General features: G+C 62.7%; 25 protein-coding genes and 1 pseudogene. 17 read left to right on the forward strand and 9 right to left on the reverse strand.

Annotated elements, in window-relative coordinates; translation table 11 throughout:
- The first annotated feature begins 93 nt into the window (after positions 1-93).
- The 14 genes from OKW26_RS39005 (at position 94) to OKW26_RS39070 (ending at position 12,303) form a co-directional block, all read left to right on the forward strand.
- Positions 94-795, forward strand: a complete 702-nt coding sequence (locus OKW26_RS39005) for an NADH-quinone oxidoreductase subunit J (protein WP_429356885.1) — start codon at positions 94-96, stop codon at positions 793-795.
- A 20-nt stretch (positions 796-815) separates the two neighbouring features.
- Complete coding sequence (gene nuoK / locus OKW26_RS39010; RefSeq protein ID WP_187610965.1) at positions 816-1,121, forward strand: NADH-quinone oxidoreductase subunit NuoK; 306 nt, start codon at positions 816-818, stop codon at positions 1,119-1,121.
- A gap of 17 nt (positions 1,122-1,138) precedes the next feature.
- A complete protein-coding gene (gene nuoL, locus OKW26_RS39015) occupies positions 1,139-3,190 on the forward strand; it encodes an NADH-quinone oxidoreductase subunit L (RefSeq protein ID WP_184059316.1) in 2,052 nt (683 codons plus the stop codon).
- Positions 3,191-3,204: 14 nt separating this feature from the next.
- Positions 3,205-4,695, forward strand: coding sequence for an NADH-quinone oxidoreductase subunit M (locus tag OKW26_RS39020; RefSeq protein ID WP_090803779.1), 1,491 nt, complete (start codon positions 3,205-3,207; stop codon positions 4,693-4,695).
- A 24-nt stretch (positions 4,696-4,719) separates the two neighbouring features.
- A complete protein-coding gene (nuoN, locus tag OKW26_RS39025) occupies positions 4,720-6,192 on the forward strand; it encodes an NADH-quinone oxidoreductase subunit NuoN (protein ID WP_184028613.1) in 1,473 nt (490 codons plus the stop codon).
- On the forward strand, positions 6,192-6,488 hold the full coding sequence (locus OKW26_RS39030; RefSeq protein WP_018420024.1) for a DUF2818 family protein: 297 nt from the start codon (positions 6,192-6,194) through the stop codon (positions 6,486-6,488). Before nuoN ends, OKW26_RS39030 begins: the two co-directional genes overlap by 1 nt.
- A gap of 45 nt (positions 6,489-6,533) precedes the next feature.
- Positions 6,534-7,124 carry an NUDIX domain-containing protein gene (locus tag OKW26_RS39035; protein WP_090803782.1) on the forward strand — a complete coding sequence of 197 codons (591 nt, stop codon included), beginning with the start codon at positions 6,534-6,536 and terminating at the stop codon, positions 7,122-7,124.
- A gap of 305 nt (positions 7,125-7,429) precedes the next feature.
- Positions 7,430-7,675 carry a hypothetical protein gene (locus tag OKW26_RS39040; RefSeq protein WP_429357172.1) on the forward strand — a complete coding sequence of 82 codons (246 nt, stop codon included), beginning with the start codon at positions 7,430-7,432 and terminating at the stop codon, positions 7,673-7,675.
- Between the two features lie 107 nt (positions 7,676-7,782).
- Entirely contained in the window at positions 7,783-8,307 is a 525-nt protein-coding gene (locus OKW26_RS39045; RefSeq protein ID WP_184059308.1) for a helix-turn-helix transcriptional regulator, read from the forward strand.
- A gap of 216 nt (positions 8,308-8,523) precedes the next feature.
- On the forward strand, positions 8,524-8,949 hold the full coding sequence (locus tag OKW26_RS39050; RefSeq protein WP_090803785.1) for a DUF1178 family protein: 426 nt from the start codon (positions 8,524-8,526) through the stop codon (positions 8,947-8,949).
- A 48-nt stretch (positions 8,950-8,997) separates the two neighbouring features.
- Complete coding sequence (locus OKW26_RS39055; RefSeq protein ID WP_090803787.1) at positions 8,998-10,194, forward strand: acyl-CoA dehydrogenase family protein; 1,197 nt, start codon at positions 8,998-9,000, stop codon at positions 10,192-10,194.
- A 10-nt stretch (positions 10,195-10,204) separates the two neighbouring features.
- A complete protein-coding gene (locus OKW26_RS39060; protein WP_429356886.1) occupies positions 10,205-11,338 on the forward strand; it encodes an acyl-CoA dehydrogenase family protein in 1,134 nt (377 codons plus the stop codon).
- Positions 11,339-11,371: 33 nt separating this feature from the next.
- A complete protein-coding gene (locus tag OKW26_RS39065; RefSeq protein WP_090803790.1) occupies positions 11,372-11,830 on the forward strand; it encodes a MaoC family dehydratase in 459 nt (152 codons plus the stop codon).
- Positions 11,827-12,303, forward strand: coding sequence for a MaoC family dehydratase (locus tag OKW26_RS39070; protein ID WP_429356887.1), 477 nt, complete (start codon positions 11,827-11,829; stop codon positions 12,301-12,303). The genes OKW26_RS39065 and OKW26_RS39070 overlap by 4 nt, the downstream gene beginning before the upstream one ends.
- Positions 12,304-12,401: 98 nt before the next feature.
- Here the strand turns inward: OKW26_RS39070 and OKW26_RS39075 are convergent, their stop codons facing one another.
- The 6 genes and pseudogenes from OKW26_RS39075 to OKW26_RS39100 form a co-directional block, all read right to left on the reverse strand.
- Entirely contained in the window at positions 12,402-13,103 is a 702-nt protein-coding gene (locus OKW26_RS39075; RefSeq protein WP_018420032.1) for a glutathione binding-like protein, read from the reverse strand.
- A 127-nt stretch (positions 13,104-13,230) separates the two neighbouring features.
- Positions 13,231-14,490 carry an acyl-CoA dehydrogenase family protein gene (locus OKW26_RS39080; RefSeq protein WP_429356888.1) on the reverse strand — a complete coding sequence of 420 codons (1,260 nt, stop codon included), beginning with the start codon at positions 14,488-14,490 and terminating at the stop codon, positions 13,231-13,233.
- Positions 14,491-14,547: 57 nt separating this feature from the next.
- Positions 14,548-15,654: a phosphotransferase gene (locus OKW26_RS39085; protein ID WP_429356889.1), complete on the reverse strand. Its 1,107-nt coding sequence runs from the start codon at positions 15,652-15,654 to the stop codon at positions 14,548-14,550.
- Positions 15,655-15,674: 20 nt separating this feature from the next.
- Entirely contained in the window at positions 15,675-16,391 is a 717-nt protein-coding gene (locus tag OKW26_RS39090; protein ID WP_184059297.1) for a histidine phosphatase family protein, read from the reverse strand.
- A 21-nt stretch (positions 16,392-16,412) separates the two neighbouring features.
- Complete coding sequence (locus tag OKW26_RS39095) at positions 16,413-17,201, reverse strand: oxepin-CoA hydrolase, alternative type (protein WP_429356890.1); 789 nt, start codon at positions 17,199-17,201, stop codon at positions 16,413-16,415.
- A pseudogene (locus tag OKW26_RS39100) lies at positions 17,198-18,773 on the reverse strand (3-hydroxyacyl-CoA dehydrogenase). Before OKW26_RS39100 ends, OKW26_RS39095 begins: the two are co-directional and overlap by 4 nt.
- Before the next feature lie 109 nt (positions 18,774-18,882).
- Here OKW26_RS39100 and OKW26_RS39105 point away from each other — a divergent pair.
- Entirely contained in the window at positions 18,883-19,530 is a 648-nt protein-coding gene (locus OKW26_RS39105) for a glutathione S-transferase (RefSeq protein ID WP_090803802.1), read from the forward strand.
- 109 nt (positions 19,531-19,639) lie between these two features.
- Here OKW26_RS39105 and OKW26_RS39110 read toward each other — a convergent pair whose 3' ends face one another.
- Together OKW26_RS39110 and OKW26_RS39115 are read right to left on the reverse strand one after the other, a co-directional pair.
- Positions 19,640-20,812, reverse strand: a complete 1,173-nt coding sequence (locus OKW26_RS39110) for a pyridoxal phosphate-dependent aminotransferase (RefSeq protein ID WP_429356891.1) — start codon at positions 20,810-20,812, stop codon at positions 19,640-19,642.
- A gap of 186 nt (positions 20,813-20,998) precedes the next feature.
- Entirely contained in the window at positions 20,999-21,505 is a 507-nt protein-coding gene (locus tag OKW26_RS39115) for a putative toxin-antitoxin system toxin component, PIN family (RefSeq protein WP_429356892.1), read from the reverse strand.
- Between the two features lie 57 nt (positions 21,506-21,562).
- On the opposite strand from OKW26_RS39115, the gene yaaA reads away from it, so the two are divergent.
- Together yaaA and OKW26_RS39125 are read left to right on the forward strand one after the other, a co-directional pair.
- The gene (gene yaaA, locus OKW26_RS39120) at positions 21,563-22,345 is read left to right on the forward strand and encodes a peroxide stress protein YaaA (protein WP_090803807.1); all 783 of its coding nucleotides are present in this window, start codon (positions 21,563-21,565) and stop codon (positions 22,343-22,345) included.
- Between the two features lie 51 nt (positions 22,346-22,396).
- Positions 22,397-23,563, forward strand: a complete 1,167-nt coding sequence (locus OKW26_RS39125) for a M14 family metallopeptidase (RefSeq protein ID WP_429356893.1) — start codon at positions 22,397-22,399, stop codon at positions 23,561-23,563.
- Between the two features lie 111 nt (positions 23,564-23,674).
- Here OKW26_RS39125 and OKW26_RS39130 read toward each other — a convergent pair whose 3' ends face one another.
- Complete coding sequence (locus OKW26_RS39130) at positions 23,675-24,292, reverse strand: BspC domain-containing protein (RefSeq protein ID WP_018420043.1); 618 nt, start codon at positions 24,290-24,292, stop codon at positions 23,675-23,677.
- Positions 24,293-24,378 lie beyond the last annotated feature (86 nt).

The following is a 24,378-nucleotide window of genomic DNA, read 5'->3' on the forward strand; positions in this document are numbered from 1 at the left end:
CTGTGTGGCGGTTCTGGCGGTTTCGTCCGCTTTTGCCAGCCACGGGTGCCAAAGAACAATGCCTGACGATGGCCTAACGATGAACCGGTAATCATGGAATTCACGACCGTACTGTTCTACATCTTCGCGCTGCTCCTGGTGGTTTCAGGGCTGAAGGTGATCACCTCGCGCAACCCGGTGTCGTCCGCACTGTTTCTCGTGCTGGCGTTCTTCAACGCAGCGGCGATCTGGATGCTGCTGGAGGCGGAGTTCCTCGCGATCCTGCTGGTGCTGGTCTACGTCGGCGCGGTGATGGTGCTGTTCCTGTTCGTCGTGATGATGCTGGACGTCAATCTCGACGTGCTGCGCAAGGACTTCAAACGCTTCGTGCCGATGGCCTCGGCGGTGGGCGCGATCATCGTGATCGAAACCGCGCTGATCCTGTGGCACGGCTACGGCGCGACCACCACGGCGCTGCACGACACGGCCGCGGCTGCCGCTGGCATGGGCGACTGGTCGAACACGCGCCTGATCGGCAAGGTCATCTATACCGACTACATCTTCGCGTTCGAAATTGCCGGCCTGATCCTGCTGGTTGCCATCATCGCGGCGATCGCGCTGACCACGAGCCACAAGAAAGACAGCAAGCGTCAGAACGTCAGCGCACAGGTCAAGGTGCGCGTGCAGGACCGCGTGCGCGTTGTGAAGATGCCGTCAGAGAAAACCGCGGCGACCCTCGCTGCGGAACAGGCGGCTGCCGCGGCTGCCGCGGCAGCTGCAGCAGCAGCCGACTCGGCGCCGGCCAAGAACAGCTGAGCGGACAGGAGATAGAAATCATGTTGACCCTTGCCCATTACCTTGTCCTCGGCGCGATCCTGTTTGCGATCAGCATCGTCGGCATTTTCCTGAACCGCCGCAACGTCATCATCATCCTGATGGCGATCGAACTGATGCTGCTCGCGGTGAACACCAATTTCATCGCGTTCTCGCACTACCTGGGCGACGTGCATGGCCAGATTTTCGTCTTCTTCGTGCTGACGGTTGCGGCAGCCGAAGCGGCGATCGGTCTCGCAATTCTGGTGACCCTGTTCCGTAGTCTCGACACGATCAATGTCGAGGATCTCGATCAGCTCAAAGGTTAATTTCAGGAAAAGCGGTTATGTCCACGATACTCAATGAAAACCTGCTGTTGGCAATTCCGCTGGCACCGCTCGCTGGTTCCCTGATTGCGGGGCTGTTCGGCAAGGCAATAGGGCGGGCGGGTGCGCATTCGGTCACGATCCTCGGCGTCGCGATTTCGTTCATCCTGTCGGTCATGGTCTTTTTCCAGGTGATGGACGGCGCGAGCTTCAACGCGACCATTTATCAATGGATGTCAATCGGCAAGACCCAGCTCGAAGTCGGTTTCCTGGTCGACTCGCTGACCGCGATGATGATCTGCGTGGTGAACTTCGTGTCGCTGATGGTGCATATCTACACGATCGGCTACATGGCCGACGACGACGGCTACCAGCGCTTCTTCTCGTACATCTCGCTGTTCACGTTCTCGATGCTGATGCTCGTGATGAGCAACAACTTCCTGCAGCTGTTCTTCGGCTGGGAAGCGGTGGGTCTCATGTCGTACCTGCTGATCGGCTTCTACTTCAAGCGTGAGAGTGCGATCTACGCGAACATGAAGGCGTTTATCGTGAACCGCGTCGGCGACTTCGGTTTCCTGCTCGGCATCGGTTTGCTGTTCGCGTTCGCCGGCTCGATGAACTACGGCGAAGTCTTCGCGAAGCGTACCGAACTCGCGGCGCTGAACTTCCCGGGTACCGACTGGGGCCTGCTGACGGTGGCTTGCATCTGCCTGTTCATCGGCGCGATGGGTAAGTCGGCTCAGTTCCCGCTGCACGTGTGGCTGCCGGACTCGATGGAAGGCCCGACGCCGATCTCCGCGCTGATTCACGCGGCGACCATGGTGACGGCCGGTATCTTCATGGTCACGCGCATGTCGCCGCTCTTCGAACTGTCGGATACGGCGCTGTCGTTCGTCATGGTCATCGGTGCGATTACCGCGCTGTTCATGGGTTTCCTCGGGATCGTCCAGAACGACATCAAGCGTGTGGTCGCTTATTCCACGCTGTCGCAGCTCGGTTACATGACGGTCGCGCTCGGCGCGTCGGCATATTCGGTCGCCGTGTTTCACCTGATGACGCACGCGTTCTTCAAGGCGCTGCTGTTCCTCGGCGCGGGTTCGGTGATCATCGGCATGCATCACGATCAGGACATGCGCAACATGGGCGGCCTGCGCAAGTACATGCCGATTACGTGGATCACGTCGCTGATCGGTTCGCTCGCGCTGATCGGCACGCCGTTCTTCTCGGGTTTCTACTCGAAAGACTCGATCATCGACGCGGTGAAACTGTCGCATCTGCCGGGCTCGGGTTTCGCGTATTTCGCGGTGGTCGCAAGCGTGTTCGTGACCGCGTTGTATTCGTTCCGTATGTATTTCATGGTGTTCCACGGTGAGGAGCGCTTCCGCAATCCGAAGCACCCGGAATCGCCGATGGGCGCGGAGGCCGAGTCGCATGGGCATGACGACCATGGTCATGGTCACGACGACCACGCTCACGAGCCGCACGAAACGCCGTGGGTCGTGTGGGTGCCGCTCGTGCTGCTGGCGATTCCGTCGATCGTGATCGGCGCGATCGGCGTCGGTCCGATGTTGTTCGGCGACTTCTTCCAGCACGGCGTCGCGTTCGACAAGGTGATCTACATCAGCGAGAACCATCCGGCGCTGCATGAGATGACCGAAGAATTCCAGGGCTGGGCGTCGATGGGTCTGCACTCGGTGTCGGGCCTGCCTGTTTGGCTCGCGCTCGCAGGCGTGGTGGTCGCATGGTTCCTGTATCTGGTCCGTCCGGATCTGCCCGCTGTCATCAAGCGCGCATTCGGCCCGATCTACACGTTGCTCGATAACAAGTACTACATGGACAAGATCAACGAAGTCGTGTTTGCGCGGGGCGCGGTGGCCATTGGCCGGGGTCTGTGGAAGGAAGGCGACGTGGTCGTGATCGACGGCATCGTCAACGGCAGCGCACGCTTTATCGGCTGGTTCGCGAGCGTGATCCGCTTCCTCCAATCCGGCTACATCTACCACTACGCGTTCGCCATGATCATCGGCATGCTGGGGCTCCTGACCCTGTTCGTAACGCTCGGCGGCAAATAAGGCGAGGGACACCCATGCACGCTTATCCGATTCTGAGCATCGCGATCTGGTTGCCGATCTTCTTCGGTCTGCTGGTCCTCGCGATCGGCAACGACGAGAACCCCGCCCCCGCGCGCTGGATTTCGCTGATCGGCTCGGTTCTGAGCTTCCTCGTCACGCTGCCACTGATCACCAGCTTCGATTCGAGCACCGCCGAGCTGCAGTTCGTCGAGCAGGCGAACTGGATCGAGCGCTTCCACATCACGTATCACCTCGGCGTGGACGGCATTTCGATGTGGTTCGTTGCGTTGACCGCGTTGATCACGGTGATCGTCGTGATCGCGGCGTGGGAAGTGATCACGAAGAACGTCGGCCAGTACCTCGCGGCCTTCCTGATCCTGTCGGGCATCATGGTCGGCGTGTTCAGCGCGGCCGACGGCCTGTTGTTCTACGTGTTCTTCGAAGCGACGCTGATCCCGATGTACATCATCATCGGCGTGTGGGGCGGGGCGAACCGCGTGTACGCGGCATTCAAGTTCTTCCTGTACACGCTGGCGGGCTCGCTGCTGATGCTGGTTGCTCTGATCTATCTGTACAACCAGACCGGCTCGTTCGACATCGCCACGTGGCAGCACGCGCAGATCGCGATGACGCCGCAGGTGCTACTGTTTATCGCGTTTTTCCTGGCCTTCGCGGTGAAGGTGCCGATGTGGCCGGTGCACACGTGGTTGCCGGACGCGCACGTGGAAGCGCCGACCGGCGGCTCGGTCGTGCTGGCCGCGATCATGCTGAAGCTAGGTGCGTACGGTTTCCTGCGCTTCTCGCTGCCGATCACGCCTGATGCGAGCCATTTCCTCGCACCGGTCGTCATCACGCTGTCGCTGATCGCGGTGATCTACATCGGTCTCGTCGCGATGGTGCAGGCCGACATGAAGAAACTGGTCGCGTATTCGTCGATCGCGCACATGGGCTTTGTCACGCTCGGCTTCTTTATCTTCAATCAGCTCGGCGCGGAAGGCGCGATCGTGCAGATGATCTCGCACGGTTTCGTGTCGGGCGCGATGTTCCTGTGCATCGGCGTACTGTACGACCGCATGCACTCGCGTCAGATCGCCGATTACGGCGGCGTCGTCAACGTGATGCCGAAGTTCGCGGCGTTCGTGATGCTGTTCGCGATGGCGAATTGCGGCTTGCCGGGCACTTCCGGTTTCGTCGGCGAATTCATGGTGATTCTGGCCTCCGTCCAGTACAACTTCTGGATCGCGAGTGGCGCGGCGGTCACGCTGATTCTCGGCGCGGCCTACACGCTGTGGATGTACAAGCGCGTGTACTTCGGCGCGGTCGCGAACGACCACGTGAAGAACCTGCTCGACATCGACCGTCGCGAATTTTTCATGCTGGCTGTGCTCGCCGCACTGACGTTGTTCATGGGCCTGTACCCGAAGCCCTTTACCGATGTGATGCACGTATCCGTGGAAAACCTCCTCTCCCACGTTGCCCAATCGAAGCTGCCGTTGCCTCAGTAACGACGAGCGGAGGAATTTAAGACCATGCAAAACGCCCCTATGACTGCTCTGTTGCCCGACGCACTGGTGATGTTCGCCATTGTCATCGCGTGGCTCAACGACACGTTCGTCGGCCAGGAGGGTCGCCGTACGACGTATTTCATCGCGTTCTACTCGACGCTCGTCGCCGGGATCTGGTTCGCGATCAATGCGTTCGACCCTCAAGTGCATTACTTCTTCGATCACATGTACGTGGTCGATCCGTTCGCCAATGTGATGAAGGCAGTGGTGTCGCTCGGCTATGCGGTGACGATCGTTTATTCGCGTCGCTACCTCGAAGACCGTAGCCTGTTCCGCGGCGACTTCTTCCTGCTCGGCATGTTCTCGCTGCTCGGCCAGATCGTGATGATCTCGGGCAATAACTTCCTGACGCTGTATCTCGGTCTGGAACTGATGTCGCTGTCGCTGTACGCGGTGATCGCGCTGCGTCGCGAAGTGGCGTCGTCGAACGAAGCGGCGATGAAGTACTACGTGCTCGGCGCGCTGGCTTCCGGCTTCCTGCTGTACGGTGTTTCGATGCTGTATGGCGCGACCGGCTCGCTCGACCTGAACGAAGTGTTCAAGGCGATCAGCACGAGCCACTACGATCCGACCGTGCTGCTGTTCGGCGTCATCTTCATCGTGGCGGGCGTGGCGTTCAAGATGGGTGCGGTGCCGTTCCATATGTGGGTGCCTGACGTGTACCAGGGCGCACCGACGGCGATGACGCTCATCGTCGGCGGCGGCCCGAAGGTCGCGGCGTTCGCGTGGGGTCTGCGTTTCCTCGTAATGGGCCTGCTGCCGCTGGCGGTCGAATGGCAGCAGATGCTGGTGATTCTGGCGGCGCTGTCGCTGATCGTCGGCAACATCACCGGGATCGTGCAGCGCAACGTCAAGCGGATGCTCGCGTATTCGGCGATCTCGAACATGGGCTTCGTGCTGCTCGGCCTGCTCGCCGGCGTGGTCGACCAGAAGACCACGGGCGCCGCGAACGCGTACGGCTCGGCGATGTTCTACAGCATCGTCTACCTGATCACGACGCTCGGCACGTTCGGCGTCATCATGCTGCTCGCGCGCCGCGACTTCGAAGCGGACACGCTGGAGGACTTCAAGGGCCTCAATCAGCGCAGCGCGGTATTCGCGTTCGTGATGATGATCATGATGTTCTCGCTCGCGGGTATTCCGCCGGCAGTCGGCTTCTATGCGAAGCTCGCCGTGCTGCAAGCGACGATGAACGCCGGCCTGACCTGGCTCACCGTGCTCGCCGTGATCACGTCGCTGTTCGGCGCGTTCTACTACCTGCGTATCGTCAAGCTGATGTACTTCGACGAGCCGCAAGACAAGTCGCCGATCGTGGCGGACACGAGCACGCGCGCGTTGCTCGCGTTGAACGGCGTCGCCGTGCTGGTGCTCGGTATCGTGCCGGATCCGCTGTTGCGCGCCTGCCTGCAGGCGATCCAGCACACGCTGCTGCTCTGATGTCCGCTGCGGGCTGGTTTATCGTGCTGTTGGCGCTGGTCGGCGCCAACCTGCCGTTCCTGAATCAGCGCCTCTTCGCCGCGGTGCCGTTGAAAGCGGCGAAGAAAAGCGCCTGGCTCCGGATTGCCGAATTGATCGTGCTGTATTTCGTGGTCGGCGCGCTGGGCTTTTTGCTCGAAGCGCGCGCGGGAAATCGCTTCGAGCAGGGCTGGCAGTTCTACGCGATCACGTTCGCGCTGTTCGTCGTGTTCGCTTTCCCCGGCTTTACCTTCCAATATCTCGTCAAACGCCGCTGACGGCGTCCCGCCGTCGCGCGCGCCTGGCTGTTCTGAGGTCCGCACATGGCTGAGCTTCCCAATCACGACGCCGCGCTAACCGAGACTTGTATCGACAGCAAGACGGTCCATCAAGGACCGTTCATGACGGTCAAGTACGATACGGTCCGACTGCCCGACGGCAAACAGGCAACGCGCGAATACGTTCAGCATCCGGGCGCCGTCATGGTGATCCCCTTGTTCGACGACGCTCGCGTGCTGCTCGAAAGTCAGTATCGCTATCCGATGGGCAAGGTGATGGTCGAATATCCGGCCGGCAAGCTCGACCCGAACGAGGGCGCGCTGGCCTGCGCGGTCCGGGAACTGCGCGAGGAAACCGGCTATACCGCGCGCGAGTACGTGTACCTGACTCGGATTCACCCGATCATTTCTTACTCGACCGAATTCATTGATATCTATCTCGCGCGGGGCTTGACCGCGGGCGAGCGCAATCTCGATGAAGGCGAGTTTCTCGAACTTTTCACCGCGACCGTGGAGCAGGTATCCGAGTGGGTGCGCACGGGCAAGATCACCGATGTGAAGACGATCATCGGTACCTTCTGGCTCGAGAAAGTGCTGTCGGGTACGTGGCCGACCGAGGCGCCCGAAACGGTATAAGTTCGGGTCTGCCCGATAGCTGATCCGCGTTGCAGGTGAACGGAGCCCCTGTTGGTCGATGACCGGCAGGGGCTTTTCATTGGCTTCGCGGTTTCTTTCTGGCTCGAAAAATAAGCCGTCTCCTATGCCATCTGGCTGGCTCGTCGTGGCGCCGGCTGCCGGCTAATATGAACATCTCGATCACCGAATTCGTCGTCGATTTTGTTTTGGATGACTGAAGTTAAAGATCGCAGTGCTCTCATTTCTGCTCCAGCACAGGTTGTCAATTGACAACCTGTGCTGGAGCGACTAAATTGGAGGTCTCGATGGTTCGAGCAAGGCACATGAAGAAAGAGATCGAGGCCGCATTGGCATACGCGGAGCAGCACGGCTGGCGCGTTCAGGACGGCGGAAGAGGTCATGCGTGGGGAAAAATCCATTGCCCGTACAGAGACGCCGAATGTCGTTGCGGGGAGTTCTGTATATCGAGCGTCTGGAGTACGCCGAAGAATGCCGGCAGTCACGCCAGGCACTTGCGGCGCATCGTCGGCAACTGCACGGCACGGCGCTAGTGGGTTCGTAGGTATCATGCAGGTATCAAGCAGGTATCAAGCAGGTATCAAGCAGGTATCGAGCAGGAATCGCAACAACCTGGGCTCAACGAAGACAGGAGTAACGTATGGAATATGTGTTCACGTTGAAATACCGCCTCGCCGCGGAAGAATGCGATGCAGACGCAATCGTCGAGCGGTTGGGCGAAGCGGGGTGCGACGACGCCACGATTGGCGTCGGGCAACCCGGCCGCCTCGGGCTGCTTTTCACCCGTGAAGGCGCGAGCGCGCTCGCGGCTGTCACCAGCGCGCTCAAGGACGTGAAAGGTGCGGTGCCGTCCGCGCAGTTGATCGAGGCGGGACCTGACTTCGTAGGGCTGACCGACGTGGCCGAGGTGGCCGGCGTGTCGCGGCAAAACATGCGCAAGCTGATGCTGAACAACGCAATCGACTTCCCGTCGCCGGTCCACGAAGGCAGTGCGTCGGTGTGGCATCTGGCGGATGTGCTCGAATGGCTGACCGCGCGCGGCGGGTACGAGATTGAGGTCGGTGTGGCGGATGTCGCAAAACTCGCGAAGCAGATCAATCTGACGAAGGAGGCCCGTCAGATTGAACCGCGTGTGAGCCGTCAACTGAGCAATCTCGTGGCGTAGCAGTGCGCCGCAAGCGGGCCGTAGAGCGGAGCAGATGTGGCACCGCTTACGAGCCGGGCCGCCTTCGGCAGCACCTGCCGTAAAGCGTTAAAATCGCCCACCCGCGTCATATTCCCTTGCGGCTGCTGACGCTTGCGCGTCGGCTCTAAAGCTTTGCGAACGATCGTTCACAAATTTCCATTTTGCGCTAAACTGGCACGCAAGCCCTGATTCCATATGAAGGTCCTCGATTTACAGTGTCCGCATGGCCATCGGTTTGAAGGCTGGTTCGCTTCGACCGATGACTTCGAGTCGCAGCAGTCCCGCAAGCTCGTCGAATGTCCGATCTGCGGTGCGAACGAGGTGAGCCGTTTGCCTTCGGCACCGCGTCTGAATCTGTCGGGCGCGACCGACTCCAAGGTGCCGGCGGGCGTGGAGCAAATGCAGGCGCACATGATGCGCGCGCTGCGCGAGGTACTGGAGAAGACGGAGAACGTGGGCGACCGCTTCGCCGAGGAAGCACGACGCATTCACTACAACGAAGCGCCTGTGCGCAGTATTCGCGGTGTCACGACACCGGAGGATGCGCGTGCCTTGGTCGAGGAAGGCATCGAAGTGATGCCGCTGCCGGTCCCAGCTGCGCTGAAGGAACCACTGCAATAGCGCGGTGGCTCCAGGCGGCCGGGTGGCGGCGGCCAGGAGACACTACGCATGAATCTGGACTATTCCCCCGCTGAAGACGCGTTCCGCGCCGACATCCGCGCCTGGCTCGAAGCGAATCTGCCTCGCGAGCTGAGCGACAAGGTTCTCAATCACAAACGGCTTTCCCGCGAAGACTTCGCAAGCTGGCACAGGCTGCTCGGCACGCGAGGCTGGTCGGCAGTCGCGTGGCCGCGCGAATACGGCGGCCCCGGCTGGGACGCGACGCAACGACATATCTGGGAAGAAGAGTGCGCGCGTATCGGCGCACCTTCCGTGCTGCCTTTCGGTGTGTCGATGGTTGCGCCGGTGCTGATGAAGTACGGTAACGAGGCGCAGAAGCGCCACTATCTGCCGCGTATTCTCGACGGCACGGACTGGTGGTGTCAGGGCTACTCGGAACCGGGATCGGGTTCCGACCTTGCGTCGCTGCGCACCCGCGCGGAGCGCGTCGGTGATCATTACGTGGTCAACGGCCAGAAGACCTGGACCACGCTCGGCCAGCACGCCGACATGATGTTCTGCCTCGTGCGCACCGACAGCGGCGCCAAAAAGCAGGAGGGCATCTCGTTCCTGCTGATCGATATGAAAACCCCGGGCATCACGGTGCGGCCCATCATCACGCTCGACGAAGATCACGAAGTCAACGAGGTGTTCTTCGAGGACGTCAAAGTGCCGGTCGACAATCTCGTCGGCGAAGAAAATCGCGGCTGGACGTATGCGAAATATCTGCTCGGCCACGAGCGTACCGGCATTGCGCGAGTCGGAGCGTCGAAGCGTGAGCTGGCGTTTCTGAAGCGTGTCGCGCTGAATCAGAAAAAGAACGGCAAGCCGCTGCTGCACGATCCGGTGTTTGCGGCGAAGGTAGCGAGTCTCGAAATCGAGTTGATGGCGCTGGAAGTCACCGTGCAACGGGTGGTAGCCAACGAGGCGGGCGGTCGCGGCCCGGGCCCGGAAGCGTCGATGCTGAAGATCAAGGGCACGGAAGTGCAACAGGGGCTCACCGAGCTGATGTTCGAAGCAATCGGCCCGCTGGCCGCGCCGTTCGACGTGCCGTTCCTCGAAGGCGAACGCGAGCACAGTCTTGCCGGCGACGACGATGCCGCGCCGCTTGCCGCGTACTACTTCAACTTCCGCAAGACGTCGATTTACGGCGGCTCGAACGAAATTCAAAAGAACATCATCGCGCAGATGATTCTCGGACTTTGAGGAGCGGCGCATGGACTTCACTTTCAACGACGAACAACAGCAATTTGCCGATGCGCTGCGCCGCTATCTCGACAGGAGCTACGGCTTCGAAGCGCGCCAGCAGATCGTGCGCTCGGAGGCGGGCGTATCGGCTGTGCACTGGGCCGCGTTCACCGAACTGGGGCTGACCGCGTTGCCGGTGCCCGAAACGCAGGGCGGCTTCAACGGTGGTCCGATCGACATGCTCGTGGTCATGCAGGAACTCGGTCGCGCGCTCGTCGTCGAGCCGTTTTGGGCGACCGCGGTCGGCATCGAAGCGCTGCGCCTTGCCGGCACCGGCACCGGCGACGGCGAAGATGCCGCGCTGCTCGAACGGGCGGCCCAGGGCGAAGCGAGGCTGGCCGTGGCGTTTCACGAGCCGCATGCGCGCTACGATCTGTTCGAAGTCGCGACGACCGCGAGCGGGCAGGGTGCGCAGCACACGCTGAGCGGCACCAAATCGGTCGTGCTGCACGGCGCGCAGGCGGACCACTGGATCGTGCCGGCGCGCCTCGATGGCGAAATCGCACTCTTTGTCGTCGCGCGTGACGCGGCCGGCGTCACGCTCACCGAGTACCGCACGATCGACGGTCAACGCGCGGCGACGCTCGAATTCAATGGCACGCCCGCGCGCCGGCTCGCCGGCAAACACGCGGGGGCGGCAACCCTCGAGCAGATCGCCGACTACGGCACGCTGCTGCTGTGCGCGGAAGCGCTCGGCGCGCTCGACGCGCTCAATCACGCCACCGTCGAGTACACCAAAACGCGCCAGCAGTTCGGCCAGCCGATCGCGCGTTTCCAGGCGTTGCAGCATCGCATGGTCGAGATGCTGATCCACGCGGAGCAGGCGCGCTCGATCACGTATCTGGCTGCGATGCGCTACGCGAGTGAAGACGCGAACGAGCGCCGTCGAGCGATCTCCGCGGCAAAAGTTCGGGTCGGCCAGGCCGCGCGTTTCGTGGGTCAACAGGCGGTGCAGTTGCACGGCGGCATGGGTGTCACGAACGAAGTGGCGGCCGCGCATCTGTTCAAGCGCCTCGCGATCATCGAGACCACGCTTGGCGACGTCGATCATCATCTCGCGCGGTTTGCCACGCTGCCCGGATTTGCGGTCGCCGAAGACTGATCGGGCCGTTCCACCGGACAAAGGAGGTGCACGATGAAAATCAGTTTCGAAGACATGGAAGTGGGCTCGAGCCGCGAAATCGGCAAGCACATGTTCACGCGCGAGGAGATTGTCGAGTTCGCGCAGAAGTTCGATCCGCAGCCGTTTCATCTCGACGAAGCCGCCGCGGCCGAATCGCCGTTCCGCGGCCTCGTCGCGAGTGGTTGGCACACCTGCTCGGTAATGATGGGCATGCTCGTGCGCAAGGTACTGGCGGATTCGACATCGATGGGTTCGCCCGGGATCGACGAGATCCGCTGGCTCAAGCCGGTACGAGTCGGCGACACGATCACGATGATGAACGTCATCGTCGACAAGCGCGTGTCGCAGAGCAAGCCGGATCGCGGCATTGTGTCGACACGCTGGGAGGGCATCAATCAGCACGGCGAAACGGTGATCACCGTGCGCTCGAACGGCATGTTCGGCCTGCGCAATCCGGGAGCGGCGGCATGACGGCGAGCGCGGCGACGCTAGTCGCTTTCGACAATGCGGGTGCTTTGCGCGCGCTCATCGGCGCCGAGCCGCTCGTCAGCCAATGGCTGAGCGTCGATCAGGAGAGGGTCAACCGTTTCGCCGAGGCAACCGGCGATCATCAGTGGATTCACATCGATCCCGAGCGGGCCAAACGCGAATCGCCGTTTGGCGGCCCGGTCGCGCATGGGTTTTTGACGCTGTCGCTGATTCCGGCTTTGCTCGGCAAAACGGTGAAGATCGAGCAGCGCATGGGCGTCAACTATGGCTTGAACCGCGTGCGTTTCATGTCGCCGGTACTCGTGGGGTCGTCGCTGCGCGGGAAGTTCGCTGTCGAGTCGGTGACCGACGTCGACAACAGCGGTGTGCAACTCGCGTGGAACGTGACGCTGGAGCGTCAGGGCAGCGAACGACCGGTGTGCGTCGCGGAGTTCATCACGCGGCATTACTTCTAGCGTTTTCCCTTCGCAGACGAAATGAAAAAGCGCGAGCCGGCAGGCATGCCGCTCGCGCTTTCTGTTTGTGTCGAGCCGCGTCAGCGAGACGGCCGAAACTAGTGTTTCGCGTACTGCGTCGCGCCAAACAGGATCTCTTTCGCCTTGTCGTCCATTAGCGGCGCGCGCGCCGACGCCAGCACGTCGACGCCGCGCACCACCGCCGGCCGCGCAGCGATCTCTTCATGCCAGCGCTTCACGTTCGGCAAGGTATCGAGCTCGATGCCCTGATTTTTCCACGAACGGGTCCACGGAAACGCGGCGATGTCCGCGATCGTATAGTCGTTGCCGGCCAGGTAACGCGTCTTGCCGAGTTGCGTGTCCATCACGCCGTACAGACGTCGCGCCTCATTGGTGTAGCGATTGACCGCGTATTCGATCTGCTCGGGTGCATACACGCGGAAGTGATGCGTTTGCCCCAGCATCGGACCGAGGCCGCCCATCTGGAACATCAGCCATTGCAGTGCCGCGTAGCGCGCGGCCGGATCGCTCGGTAGAAACTTGCCGGTTTTCTCGGCCAGATAAATCAGGATCGCGCCCGATTCGAATAGCGCGAAAGGCCGGCCGTCGGCGCCTTTCGGACCTTCGGAATCGACGATCGCGGGAATCTTGTTGTTGGGACTGATGGCGAGAAATTCCGGCTTGAACTGGTCGCCGGCACCGATGTTCACGGCATGCACGTTGTAGGGTAGGCCCGTTTCCTCGAGCATGATATGAATCTTGTGGCCGTTCGGGGTCGCCCAGCTATAGACGTCGATCATCCTGGCTCCTTTGTTCGTCGAAGCGGCGCCGCAAAGAGGGCGCCGCCGTTGCCGAAAATTAGAGCATAGATCGCGCGACGCTGCTTGCCGCGGGCTCAGTCCCCACGCTCACACCGAGCCGAAGCACTCAAACGCGTGTGACCGGCATCTCAACGCGAGCCGCCGAGCCCGCATCCATATGACGCGCAAGTTCGAGCTTGGCGATCGCGTTGCGATGCACTTCGTCGGGGCCGTCGGCGAAACGCAGCGTGCGCGCCGACGCATAGGCATACGCGAGCGGAAAATCGTCGCTGACGCCGCCGCCGCCATGCGCCTGAATCGCCCAGTCGATCACCTGACACGCCATGTTCGGCGCGACCACCTTGATCATCGCGATCTCGCCGCGCGCGCCCTTGTTGCCGACGGTATCCATCATGTACGCCGTCTTCAGCGTGAGCAGACGCGCCTGCTCGATCATGCAGCGCGCCTCGGCGAGACGCTCCTGCGTGACCCCTTGCGACGCCACCGGCTTGCCGAACGCGACACGTTGCAGCGAGCGCTTCGCCATCAATTCGAGCGCACGTTCGGCGAGACCGATCAGGCGCATGCAGTGGTGGATGCGTCCCGGGCCGAGACGGCCTTGCGCGATCTCGAAGCCGCGGCCTTCGCCGAGCAGCATGCTGGTAGCGGGCACGCGCACGTTGTCGAGTGTGATCTCCATGTGGCCGTGCGGCGCGTCGTCGTAGCCGAACACCGTGAGCGGGCGATGCACGGTGATGCCGGTGGCGTCGGCGGGCACGAGGATCATCGACTGCTGCTGATGGCGCGGCGCGTCGGGATCGGTCTTGCCCATCACGATATAGACCTTGCAGCGCGGATCGCCCGCGCCCGACGACCACCACTTGTGACCGTTGATCACGTAATGGTCGCCATCGCGCACGATGCTGGTCTGGATGTTCGTCGCATCCGACGACGCGACCTCCGGCTCCGTCATCAGAAACGCCGAACGGATCTGTCCTTGCAGCAGCGGTTCGAGCCACTCGCGCTTGTTCTCTTCGCTGCCGTAGCGCTCGATCGTCTCCATGTTGCCGGTGTCCGGCGCGTTGCAGTTGAACACTTCCGGCGCCCACGGCACGCGGCCCATGATCTCGCACAGCGGCGCGTATTCGAGATTCGTCAGGCCCGCGCCGCGCTCCGATTGCGGCAGGAACAGATTCCACAGACCGGCGTCGCGCGCCTTCTGCTTGAGTTGCTCGACCAGTTCGGTCGGCACCCATGCGTTGCCGTTCTGGCGGTTGCGCGCGATCTCCGCATAGAACGCCTGTTCGTTCGGGTAAATGTGCTCGTCGAAAAAGGCGAGCAGTTTTTCGCGCAACGCCTGGACCTTCGGGGTGTAATCGAAATTCATCTTGGACCTCGCGGGTAACGGACTGCGAATGATGGGGAGCAGGGCGCGCCCTTGTGTCTAGAGAACCTTCTGCGCATAGTGCCAGGCGAGTTCGGCCATCGGCTTCGCGCGCCGGCCGGCGTCGAGCGCCTGCGCGTTCGATGCGGTACCGTCGACGACGCGCTTCATGATCCCTTGCAGGATCGCTGCGATGCGGAACATGTTGTAGGCCAGATAGAAATTCCAGTCGCCACGAATCTCGAAACCGGTGCGTTGGCAATAGCGCTCGACGTACCGCGCTTCATCGGGAATGCCGAGCGCGACCCAATCGAGTCCCGCGATGCCGCGGAACTGCGTCGGGTCGACATGCCACGCCATGCAGTGGTAAGCAAAGTCGGCGAGCGGATCGCCGAGCGTCGACAGTTCCCAGTCGAGCACCGCGAGCACGCGCGGCTCGTTGCGATCGAAAATCAGATTGTCGAGCCGGTAGTCGCCATGCACGACCGACACGCGCTCGTTCGTCTCCGCCGGCATATGCTGCGGCAGCCATTCGATCAGCCGGTGCATCGCGTCGATCGGCTCGGTCTCGGACGCCAGATACTGCTTGCTCCAGCGGCCGATCTGGCGCGCGAAGTAATTGCCTGGCTTACCGTAGTCGGCGAGGCCGGCGGTGGCGGCGTCGACACTGTGCAACGCCGCGATCACGCGATTCATTTCGTCGTAGATCGCCGCGCGCTCGGTGGGCGTCATGCCGGGCAGCGATTGATCCCACAGCACGCGACCTTCCACGAACTCCATCACGTAGAACGCGCGACCGATCACGCTTTCGTCCTCGCACAGCGCGAGCATGCGTGCGACCGGCACGTCGGTGTCGGCGAGCGCGTGCATCACGCGATATTCGCGTTCGATCGCATGCGCGGACGGCAGCAGCTTCGCCGCGGGCCCGGGCTTCGCGCGCATCACGTACGCGCGCGACGGCGTGATCAGCTTGAACGTGGGATTGGATTGTCCGCCCGCGAATTGCTCGAGCGTGAGCGGCCCCTCGAATCCGTCGACATGTCCGGCCAGCCACGCGGCGAGCGCGTCGTTGTCGAAGCGTTGCCGCTCGTTGACCGGGCGGGTGCCCTCGAAAGCCGAGTAGTCCTGTCTGCGTGCCGGTTCGCCGGTCTGCGTGGCTTGCGCCATGTGTCTCCTCCAGTTCGGTGTCAGCTACGCTGGTATCGGATGAACTGTGCGTAGAGCATTTCCATCGTGGTGTTGCGAACGTCGCGATGCAACGGCGACGGCGGTGAATAGTTGAGCATGCGCAGCACCCAGTCGCGCGGCGCGGCGCCGACGTCGAGCGCATTGATGCAGCCGGTCGCCTGCGCCAGATGACCGAAGAACGTGCGGCCGCCGGCCGTCAGCGCGTGCGACAGGATCGCGCGATTGACGCCGCCGTGCAGCACCAGCAACGCGGTGTCCCACGACGTGTCTTCGCGCAGCGCCGTGACGGCCGGCAGAACGCGATCGAACAGCTCGCCGATCGTTTCGCCGTCGAGAAAGCGCATGCTCTCCGGCACGATGCCGTCGAACACGCCGAGAAACGCCGCCTCGATATCGCTCGGCGGAATGCCGCCGAGCCGTCCGCCGCGAATTTCTCGCCACGCGGGCTCGATTTCGGGCTCGATCTGCTGACCCGTTTCGGCAAGCACGCACCGCGCGGTTTCTATCGTGCGCGGCAAGCCGCTGACGATCACGCGGTCAAAGCGCACCTGCTGTTCGGCGAACACGCGGCCCGCCGCGCTCGCCTGCTCGCGGCCGTTCGCGTTCAGCGGCACGGTTTCAGGATCGATCGCGCGGCCGGAGTCGTCGAAGTAGGTGACGTCGCCGTGACGCATCAGGAAGATGCGGCGCCGTTTCGGCAGTTGGTAGTCGGGCATGTCGGGCGGCTCTCTCGTCGTTCATTTGTAGATCGGTGCGCGTTTTTCGAGGAACGCGGTGATGCCTTCGAGACCGTCGCGATGATGCAGCGACGCGACGAAGTTATCGCGCTCGGCGACCAGATGATCCGCGAGCGGCTGCGTACCGGCCGCGGCGATCAGCCCCTTGATGCGCGCGACCGAAGTGGGCGAAATCGCGCCGAGCTCGTCGGCCCAGGCGAGCGCGTCATCGAGCGCGGTGCCGGCTTTCGTGAGCCGGTTGACGACGCCGAGTTCGTGCAGACGCGCGGCGCCGATCGGCTTGGCTTCGATCAGTACCTCGGTGGCCAGCTGGCGCGGCAGCGCCTCGGCGAGAAACCACGAGCCGCCGCCGTCGGGCGTCAGACCGACGCGCGCGTAGGACATCGCGAATTTGGCGTTGTCCGCGGCGACGATCAGATCGCAGGCGAGCGCGAGCGAAAATCCCGCGCCTGCCGCCGCGCCTTCCACCGCGGCAATGACCGGCTTCGACGATAGCCGCAGTGCCGAAATCCATTGAGCGAGCATGTCGATGCTATCGGCTTGCACGGAGGGATCTTTCGCGCGATTTTCGAGCAGGCGGTTCAGGTTGCCGCCCGCGCAAAAGAAGTTATCGGCGCCGGTGATCACGACGGCGCGAATCGACGGATCGCGCTCGACGGTATCGAATGCCTCGATGCCCGCGGCGTACATGTCCGGATGCAGCGCGTTGCGCGCACCGGGGTTCGACAGCGTGAGGACCAGCGTGGATTCGCTGCTGGCCGGGCGTGAAGCGAGCAGGGCGGCGCTCATGATTGGGTCTCCGTTGGGATGTCGGTGGCGTCGCGCTGGGTGAGCGCAAGGCCGAGTTGCGCGCGTCTTGCGAGCCACGGCGACGGACGATAGCGCGGTTCGCCGAGCACGCTGTGCATGTTGCGCAGGATCGTGAGAATGGTGGTGGCGCCGAGCGCGTCGCCGAGCGCGAGCGGTCCGCGCGGGTAGCCGAGGCCGAGCATGACGGCGAGGTCGATGTCCTCCGGCGTCGCGATCTGCTTCTGCGCGATGTCGCAGCCGATGTTGACGATCGTCGCGACCACCCGCTGTGCGACGAAGCCGGTCGAATCGCGGATCACGGTGACGGGGATGCCGTCGGCGGCGAACAGCGCATGCGCGCTATCGCGCGCGGCGCGTGTCGTGGCCGGCGTGGTCATCAGCGTGCGGCGTTGCGCGCCGACGAGCGGGAACAGGGCATCGACGGCGACGACGCGGCTCGCGTCGAGCGCTTCGTCGACCGCGGCCGTGGTCGCGTCGTGGCCGAACGGCGTGACGACGATCAGCGAACCGGCGGCGGGCGTCGCGCCTTCGTCGAGCTTTACGCCCGCTTTGCCGACCAGTTGCACGACTGCCTCATACGCGTCGCGGTAGCGTTGGCTGACCCACACGCTTTGCGGCAGCGTGGTCGGCGCGGGCGCTTCGGCGGCAACCTGCTGCTTACCGTCCACGTAGCGATAGAAACCTTCGCCGCTCTTGCGGCCGAGCAGTCCCGCCCGACAGCCGCGTGCCCGTGATCGGCGACGGCGTGTAACGCGGTTCTTCGTAGAACTGGTGATAGATCGACTCCATCACCGGATGCGACACGTCGAGCGCGGTCAGGTCCAGCAGCTCGAACGGCCCGAGGCGAAAGCCGGCCTGCTCGCGCATGATGCGGTCGATGTCCGCAAAGCTCGCGACGCCTTCGCCCGCCACGCGCAAGCCCTCCGTATTCATGCCGCGGCCCGCGTGATTGACGATGAAGCCCGGCATGTCCTTCGCGCGCACCGGCGTGTGGCCCATGCGGCGGGCGAGATCCATCAGCGCGTCGCCGGCTTCGGGGTCGCTGCGCAGGCCGTCGATCACTTCGACGACCTTCATCAGTGGCACCGGATTGAAGAAGTGATAGCCGACCACGCGCGACGGATCGGTGCAGCCCGCGGCAATCGCGGTGATCGACAGCGACGACGTATTCGACGCGAGGATGCAGCGGCCGCTGACCACGGTTTCGAGCTCGCGAAACAGCGCCTGCTTCACCTCGAGCTTTTCGACGATCGCCTCGACGACGAGATCGCAGCCGACCAGTTCGCTGATCGCCTGCACGCCGCTCACGTTGGCGAGCGCGGCGAGCGAGCGCGACTGCTCCAGCTTGCCTTTGGCCGTCAATTTGGCGAAAGTCTCCGCGAGATAGTCGCGCGCGGCGCCGACGGCGGCCGCGTGGGTGTCGTAGAGCCGCACGCGCAGGCCAGCGAGCGCCGCGATTTGCGCGATACCGCGGCCCATCGCGCCGGTGCCGACGATGCCGATGGTCTCGATGCTGAAATTGCGAGAGTTCATTGTGATTCCCGACTCCATGGTTATTTTAGAATAGCACGATCGTGCAATTTCTTGGATGATTCGATGGAAAGCCGCTGCTTCAACCTCGACGCGCGGTCTCACACACCATGACACAAGGAGACACCCCATGATCAAACTGTGCGGTTTTGCGCTGTCCAACTACTACAACAAGGTCAAGTTCGTGCTGCTCGAACATGGCATCGAGTTCGAGGAGCAGTTCGTGAAGCCGAGTCAGGAAGAAGCGCTGCTCGAGCATTCGCCGCTCGGCAAGGTGCCATATCTGCAGACCGAGCACGGCGACCTCTGCGAGTCGCAGTGCATCGTCGAATATCTGGCTGCGCGTTTTCCCGACAAGCGGATCTTCTGCGCCGATCCGTGGCAGGCCGCCAAGGAACGCGAAATGATCTTTTTCGTCGATGTACATCTCGAGCTGACAGTGCGCAATCTGTACAAGGAAGCGTTTTTCGGCGGCACGGTCAGCGACGCGACGAAAGGGCGCGTCGAGAAGCTGCTCACGCATCACATCGCCGGTTTCAAACGGATCGCGAAGTTCTCGCCGTATCTGTGCGGCGAGCAATTCAGCGTGGCGGATACCGCCGGCTACGTGAGCCTGCCGCTCGTCGGTATGGCGACACAGACCATTTACGGCCGCGATCTTCTGCTCGAAGCGGGGATCGACTGGAAGCGCTACGTAAAGACGATCAACCCGCGGCCGGCTGCGCAGCGCGTGACGGAGGATCGCAAGGCCTGTGTCGCGGCGTCGCGTGCGTCCTGAGGGAATGAGCGCAGTGCCATGAAGCGCGCATGGTTGCGAAGCGCACACCCGTGCCGCGCAGCGCGATGGCAAGTAACGTGGGTTCGTTCGTGGCATCGCGCAAGGCATCCTAGAGCCGCGCGAGCCGTTCGAGCGCGGTAGCGAGCGTGCCTTCCTGCTTGGCGAAGCAGAAGCGCACCACGCCCGACTCGTGCGCCTCGTGATAGAACGCCGAGACCGGAATCGCCGCGACGCCGATTTCGCCGGTCAGCCATTGCGCGAATTCGGCTTCGGGCAGGTCGCTGATCGCCGAATAGTCGACGCATTGAAAATACGTGCCCGTGCACGGCAGCAGCCTGAAGCGCGAATTCGCGAGGCCCGCGCGGAAGAAATCGCGCTTGCGCTGATAGAACGCCGGTAGCTCCACGTACGGCGCCGGGTCCTTCATGTAATTGGCGAGGCCGATCTGCATCGGTGTGTTGACGGTGAACACGTTGAACTGGTGCACCTTGCGGAACTCGGCGCTCAGCGCGGCGGGCGCGGCCACATAGCCGACCTTCCAGCCCGTCACGTGGTAGGTCTTGCCGAAGCTCGACACGACGAAGCTGCGCTGCGCGAGTTGCGGATAACGCGCGACGCTTTCATGCGGCGCGCCGTCGTAGACCATGTGCTCGTACACCTCGTCGGACAGGATCAGCACGTTGGTGCCGCGCACGATCTCCTCGAGCTTGCGCATGTCCTGTTCGCGCCACACGGTTCCGGTCGGATTGTGCGGCGTATTGATCATGATGAGCCGCGTCTTCGGCGTGATCGCGGCGGCGAGCTTGTCGAACGGGATGGCGTAATCGGGTGCGTCGAGTGTGACGAAAACCGGCTTGCCGCCCGCGAGTTCGATCGACGGCAGATAGCTGTCGTAGGTCGGTTCGATCACGATCACTTCGTCGCCGGGATGGACAGTGCAAAGAATCGCGGTCAGCAACGCCTGTGTGGCGCCCGCGGTCACGGTGATTTCGCTACTGGCGTCGTAGTGGCGGCCGTACAGATTCGCGATCTTGTCCGAAATCGCCTGACGCAGCGGCAGCACACCGGCCATCGGCGGATACTGGTTGTGACCGTCGCGCATCGCGTTCGCGACCGCGTCGACGATGCGCGGATCGCAGGCGAAGTCGGGAAAGCCCTGACCCAGATTCACCGCGCCTTTTTCCGCGGCGAGCGCGCTCATCACGGTGAAAATCGTCGTGCCGACGTTCGGCAGGCGAGACGGAAACGTGGGGCTCGTGGGCGTGTCGTGCGGTGCGTTCATGGCGTCGTGGGTAGCAGGGCGATAAGGTGGGCCGGTTCTCGAACTGTCGTTGCGAAGGGCGAAGCCTGATTGTAGGGAATCGCGACACGCTGTGCGCGCCGCGGGTGTCACGTTGATCGTCAGAAGCCGCCTGACGATGAACCTTCAACATGCGCTCGGCTCAACGCGCCGCACGGACGGTCGGATTCACGCGTTGACGGGCTCGCCCCCAGCATTCTGCGCGATGCCGATTGCCGCGACGAACGGTGCCGGTTGCGCGATCCTGAAGCCGAAGTCGCGCGCGATCCGTTTCGCGAGCTTCAGCACCGCACGGTCTTTCGACACGAGCCAGTCGGCCTGCGCCGCATGCGCAAGCTCGAGAAACTTCTGATCGTCGCGATCCTTGCATTGGGGCAGCGGCCGCGCGTCGGCGGCGGACTCGGTCGGCTCACACGGCTTAACCAGTTGCGCCAGCCGCGCGACGACCGCGAGCGCAGCGGCTTTGTCGACATTGCGGTGCGCGAACTGCGGATAGTCGAGCACGTAGGCGAGCTCGGCGAGGCAGCGCGCGTCGATCAGCGCGGCGAGCGTGCCCCTTTCGAGCGCGGCGGCGATCGGCCGCGTGTGCGGGTCGTCGAATACGAGTATGTCGATCCAGACATTGGAATCGAGTACGACGCGCAACGCGCCGCTTGAGGCGAGGGAACCGGGCATTCGTTACAATCGGGCTTTCGTCTTTGACCGCCAGGCACGGCGTGCCTGCAAGCCTCTATGATAATCGTTCTGTCGCCGGCGAAATCGCTCGACTACGACACCCCGCCGCACGTCAAAAAGCACACGATCCCCGATTTCGTCGATGACGCCGCCGAACTGATCAGCGGCCTGCGCCGTTTGTCGCCGCAACAGATCGCCTCGCTGATGAGCATTTCCGATCAGCTCGCGCACCTCAATTTTCAGCGTTACGCGGACTGGTCGCCGCAATTCGGCATGCACAACGCCAAGCAGGCGGTGCTCGCTTTCAACGGCGACGTGTACGAAGGTTTCGATGCGAAGACGTTGTCGTCGGCCGATCTCGACTACGCGCAGAATCACGTGCGGGTGCTGTCGGGCCTCTACGGCCTGCTGCGTCCGCTCGATCTGCTGCAGCCGTACCGGCTCGAAATGGGCACGCGCTTCGTCAACCCGCGCGGCAAGGATCTGTACGCGTTCTGGGGCGAGCGGATCACGCACGCGTTGAACGCGCAGTTGAAGAAGAATGCGGCCACCTCGCGCGTGCTGGTCAATTGCGCATCGGGCGAATATTTCAAGTCGGTCAAGCCGAAGCTGCTCGACGCGCCGGTTGTCACGCCGGTGTTCGAAGACTGGAAGGGCGGCCGCTACAAAATCATCAGCTTCCATGCAAAACGCGCGCGCGGCTTGATGGCGCGTTTCGCGGTGGAAAATCGCCTCGATCGTCCCGAGCAGTTGAAGGACTTCGAGACCGAAGGCTACGCGTTCAGTGCCGAAGCCTCGAACGACTCCACTTTCGTATTTCGCCGCCGCGTTGCGGAATAAGCGTGCCGCTGCGCTAAAAAGGCAGCGTGAATTCAGGCAGGGAAGACTCCGATGACGTTATCGATTACGAGCAATTTCGACGCAGGCGCAGTTGATGTGCTGTCCTGCGAGGACGCCGGCAATATTCGCCTGCGCGTACGGCCCGACAGCCACGCCGAGTTTGCGCAGTGGTTCTATTTTCGCCTGTCGGGCGCGGCGGGCGAGCGCTGCGTGATGACCTTCGAGAACGCCGCCGCGTGCGCGTTCGCGGAGGGCTGGCGCGACTATCGGGCGGTCGCGAGCTACGACCGCGTGAACTGGTTTCGCGTGCCGACGTCGTACGACGGCCGCGTGCTGACGATCGACCATACGCCCGATTTCGACAGCATCTACTACGCGTACTTCGAACCGTACAGCGAGGAGCGTCATGCCGAGTTTCTCGGCGCCGTGCAGCAGATGCCGCACGCGTCGCTGACCGAACTCGGCAAGACGGTCGAAGGCCGGCCGATTTCGCTGCTCACGCTCGGCACGCCGCCCGCCAACGATGCCGCCAATGCCGCGCCCAAAAAGAACATCTGGCTGATTGCCCGGCAGCATCCGGGCGAGACGATGGCCGAATGGTTCATCGAGGGGTTCGTGAAGCGCCTCGCCGGTTGGGGCGATTGGGCGGGCGACCCGGTCGCGCGCAAGCTCTACGATCATGCGGTGTTTCACATCGTGCCGAACATGAATCCGGACGGCAGCGTGCGCGGCAATCTGCGCACCAACGCGGCCGGCGCGAACCTGAATCGCGAATGGATGGAGCCGGATGCCGCGCGCAGTCCCGAGGTGCTGGTGGTGCGCGACGCGATTCATGCGATAGGCTGCGACCTGTTCTTCGATATTCATGGCGACGAGGCATTGCCGTATGTGTTCGTCGCGGGCTCCGAAATGTTGCCGGGCTTCACCGAGCGGCAGGGCCGCGAGCAGACGGCGTTCATCGAGGCGTTCAAGCACGCGAGTCCGGATTTTCAGGACAAGTATGGCTATGCGGCGAGCAAGTATCGCGAGGATGCGTTGAAGCTCGCGTCGAAGTACATCGGCAACGAATTCGGCTGTCTGTCGTTGACGTTGGAAATGCCGTTCAAGGACAACGCAAATCTGCCCGACGAGCGGGCCGGCTGGAACGGCGAGCGCAGCGCATCGCTTGGCGCCGCAATGTTGCAAGCGATCCTGCGACACGTGGAGACGTTCGCCTGAAGAAGCGGACGGATGGACACAAAGAACGAGGCGCGCACGGCAAAAGTGCGTGCCTCGTTTTTTATTGGGGCGACTGATCGGACGGTGGCGCGGCTCGATCAGCGCCAGATGTCATTGGCTCTTCTTCTTCGAACTCTTGTTTGCCGATTTGCTCGACGTCGTGCGCGACGATTGGCCCGAGCCTGTCTTCGACGACTTCTTCGACGTCTTGCCGCCGACCGCGTGCTTGCCTTTGCCGCCTTTGTGCTTGCCCGATCCCGCGCTATGCGCGCGGTTTGGCGGTACCGGATCGTTCCAGCTGAACGCGAGCATCTGCGAGCCGACGTAGCCGCAGCGGAATTTCAGATCGGCCGGCTCGCCCGAGTTATCCTGGCGCACGCCGACGCCCTCGACGGTGACGATGCTGTCCACCTTGACGCGCTGCTTGCCTTCGTCGAACGAGTCGTTCCATGGCGTGACCGACGAGTGCGCACTGTCGAACGAACTGGACGGGAATTCGACGTGGTCGAAAGCGGTTGACGTGCTCGCGACGAAGTCGCCATGCGCGGCGCAGTCCGCGACGAGCGGATCCGCGTGCATTTCGGTGATAAATCTTTTGACGAGGTCGTTGTGCTGTTCGAGCTGATCAGCGAATGCGGGAGCCGCGCAGATGAGCGAGAGACTCGCTGCGCAGGCTGCCAACCGGCCGATCACCCGCAGCAACCGGCTCGGTACATTGGTGCGATCCATCTAGTTCTTTAGACGCAAATGGGAGATGAGGCAAATAAGATGCCGCGCGCAAGGGTTGAGTTCAATGTTGCTGCAAATATTCTGCC

It is taken from the genome of Paraburkholderia sp. 32 (assembly GCF_050435345.1).
GTDB classification, from domain to species: domain Bacteria; phylum Pseudomonadota; class Gammaproteobacteria; order Burkholderiales; family Burkholderiaceae; genus Paraburkholderia; species Paraburkholderia tuberum.

What these genes read in the sequence shown, in the direction of transcription:
- OKW26_RS39030 (WP_018420024.1), top strand. Translation starts at nt 6,192, where the DNA reads ATGTCCGCTGCGGGCTGGTTTATCGTGCTGTTGGCGCTGGTCGGCGCC.
- OKW26_RS39035 (WP_090803782.1), top strand. Translation starts at nt 6,534, where the DNA reads ATGGCTGAGCTTCCCAATCACGACGCCGCGCTAACCGAGACTTGTATC.
- OKW26_RS39055 (WP_090803787.1), top strand. Translation starts at nt 8,998, where the DNA reads ATGAATCTGGACTATTCCCCCGCTGAAGACGCGTTCCGCGCCGACATC.
- OKW26_RS39050 (WP_090803785.1), top strand. Translation starts at nt 8,524, where the DNA reads ATGAAGGTCCTCGATTTACAGTGTCCGCATGGCCATCGGTTTGAAGGC.
- OKW26_RS39125 (WP_429356893.1), top strand. Translation starts at nt 22,397, where the DNA reads ATGACGTTATCGATTACGAGCAATTTCGACGCAGGCGCAGTTGATGTG.
- OKW26_RS39020 (WP_090803779.1), top strand. Translation starts at nt 3,205, where the DNA reads ATGCACGCTTATCCGATTCTGAGCATCGCGATCTGGTTGCCGATCTTC.
- OKW26_RS39040 (WP_429357172.1), top strand. Translation starts at nt 7,430, where the DNA reads ATGGTTCGAGCAAGGCACATGAAGAAAGAGATCGAGGCCGCATTGGCA.
- nuoL (WP_184059316.1), top strand. Translation starts at nt 1,139, where the DNA reads ATGTCCACGATACTCAATGAAAACCTGCTGTTGGCAATTCCGCTGGCA.
- OKW26_RS39080 (WP_429356888.1), bottom strand. Translation starts at nt 14,490, where the DNA reads ATGAATTTCGATTACACCCCGAAGGTCCAGGCGTTGCGCGAAAAACTG.
- OKW26_RS39115 (WP_429356892.1), bottom strand. Translation starts at nt 21,505, where the DNA reads ATGCCCGGTTCCCTCGCCTCAAGCGGCGCGTTGCGCGTCGTACTCGAT.
- OKW26_RS39045 (WP_184059308.1), top strand. Translation starts at nt 7,783, where the DNA reads ATGGAATATGTGTTCACGTTGAAATACCGCCTCGCCGCGGAAGAATGC.
- OKW26_RS39060 (WP_429356886.1), top strand. Translation starts at nt 10,205, where the DNA reads ATGGACTTCACTTTCAACGACGAACAACAGCAATTTGCCGATGCGCTG.
- OKW26_RS39090 (WP_184059297.1), bottom strand. Translation starts at nt 16,391, where the DNA reads ATGCCCGACTACCAACTGCCGAAACGGCGCCGCATCTTCCTGATGCGT.
- OKW26_RS39075 (WP_018420032.1), bottom strand. Translation starts at nt 13,103, where the DNA reads ATGATCGACGTCTATAGCTGGGCGACCCCGAACGGCCACAAGATTCAT.
- OKW26_RS39005 (WP_429356885.1), top strand. Translation starts at nt 94, where the DNA reads ATGGAATTCACGACCGTACTGTTCTACATCTTCGCGCTGCTCCTGGTG.
- OKW26_RS39085 (WP_429356889.1), bottom strand. Translation starts at nt 15,654, where the DNA reads ATGGCGCAAGCCACGCAGACCGGCGAACCGGCACGCAGACAGGACTAC.
- OKW26_RS39110 (WP_429356891.1), bottom strand. Translation starts at nt 20,812, where the DNA reads ATGAACGCACCGCACGACACGCCCACGAGCCCCACGTTTCCGTCTCGC.
- nuoN (WP_184028613.1), top strand. Translation starts at nt 4,720, where the DNA reads ATGCAAAACGCCCCTATGACTGCTCTGTTGCCCGACGCACTGGTGATG.
- nuoK (WP_187610965.1), top strand. Translation starts at nt 816, where the DNA reads ATGTTGACCCTTGCCCATTACCTTGTCCTCGGCGCGATCCTGTTTGCG.
- OKW26_RS39070 (WP_429356887.1), top strand. Translation starts at nt 11,827, where the DNA reads ATGACGGCGAGCGCGGCGACGCTAGTCGCTTTCGACAATGCGGGTGCT.
- OKW26_RS39130 (WP_018420043.1), bottom strand. Translation starts at nt 24,292, where the DNA reads ATGGATCGCACCAATGTACCGAGCCGGTTGCTGCGGGTGATCGGCCGG.
- OKW26_RS39095 (WP_429356890.1), bottom strand. Translation starts at nt 17,201, where the DNA reads ATGAGCGCCGCCCTGCTCGCTTCACGCCCGGCCAGCAGCGAATCCACG.
- OKW26_RS39065 (WP_090803790.1), top strand. Translation starts at nt 11,372, where the DNA reads ATGAAAATCAGTTTCGAAGACATGGAAGTGGGCTCGAGCCGCGAAATC.
- OKW26_RS39105 (WP_090803802.1), top strand. Translation starts at nt 18,883, where the DNA reads ATGATCAAACTGTGCGGTTTTGCGCTGTCCAACTACTACAACAAGGTC.
- yaaA (WP_090803807.1), top strand. Translation starts at nt 21,563, where the DNA reads ATGATAATCGTTCTGTCGCCGGCGAAATCGCTCGACTACGACACCCCG.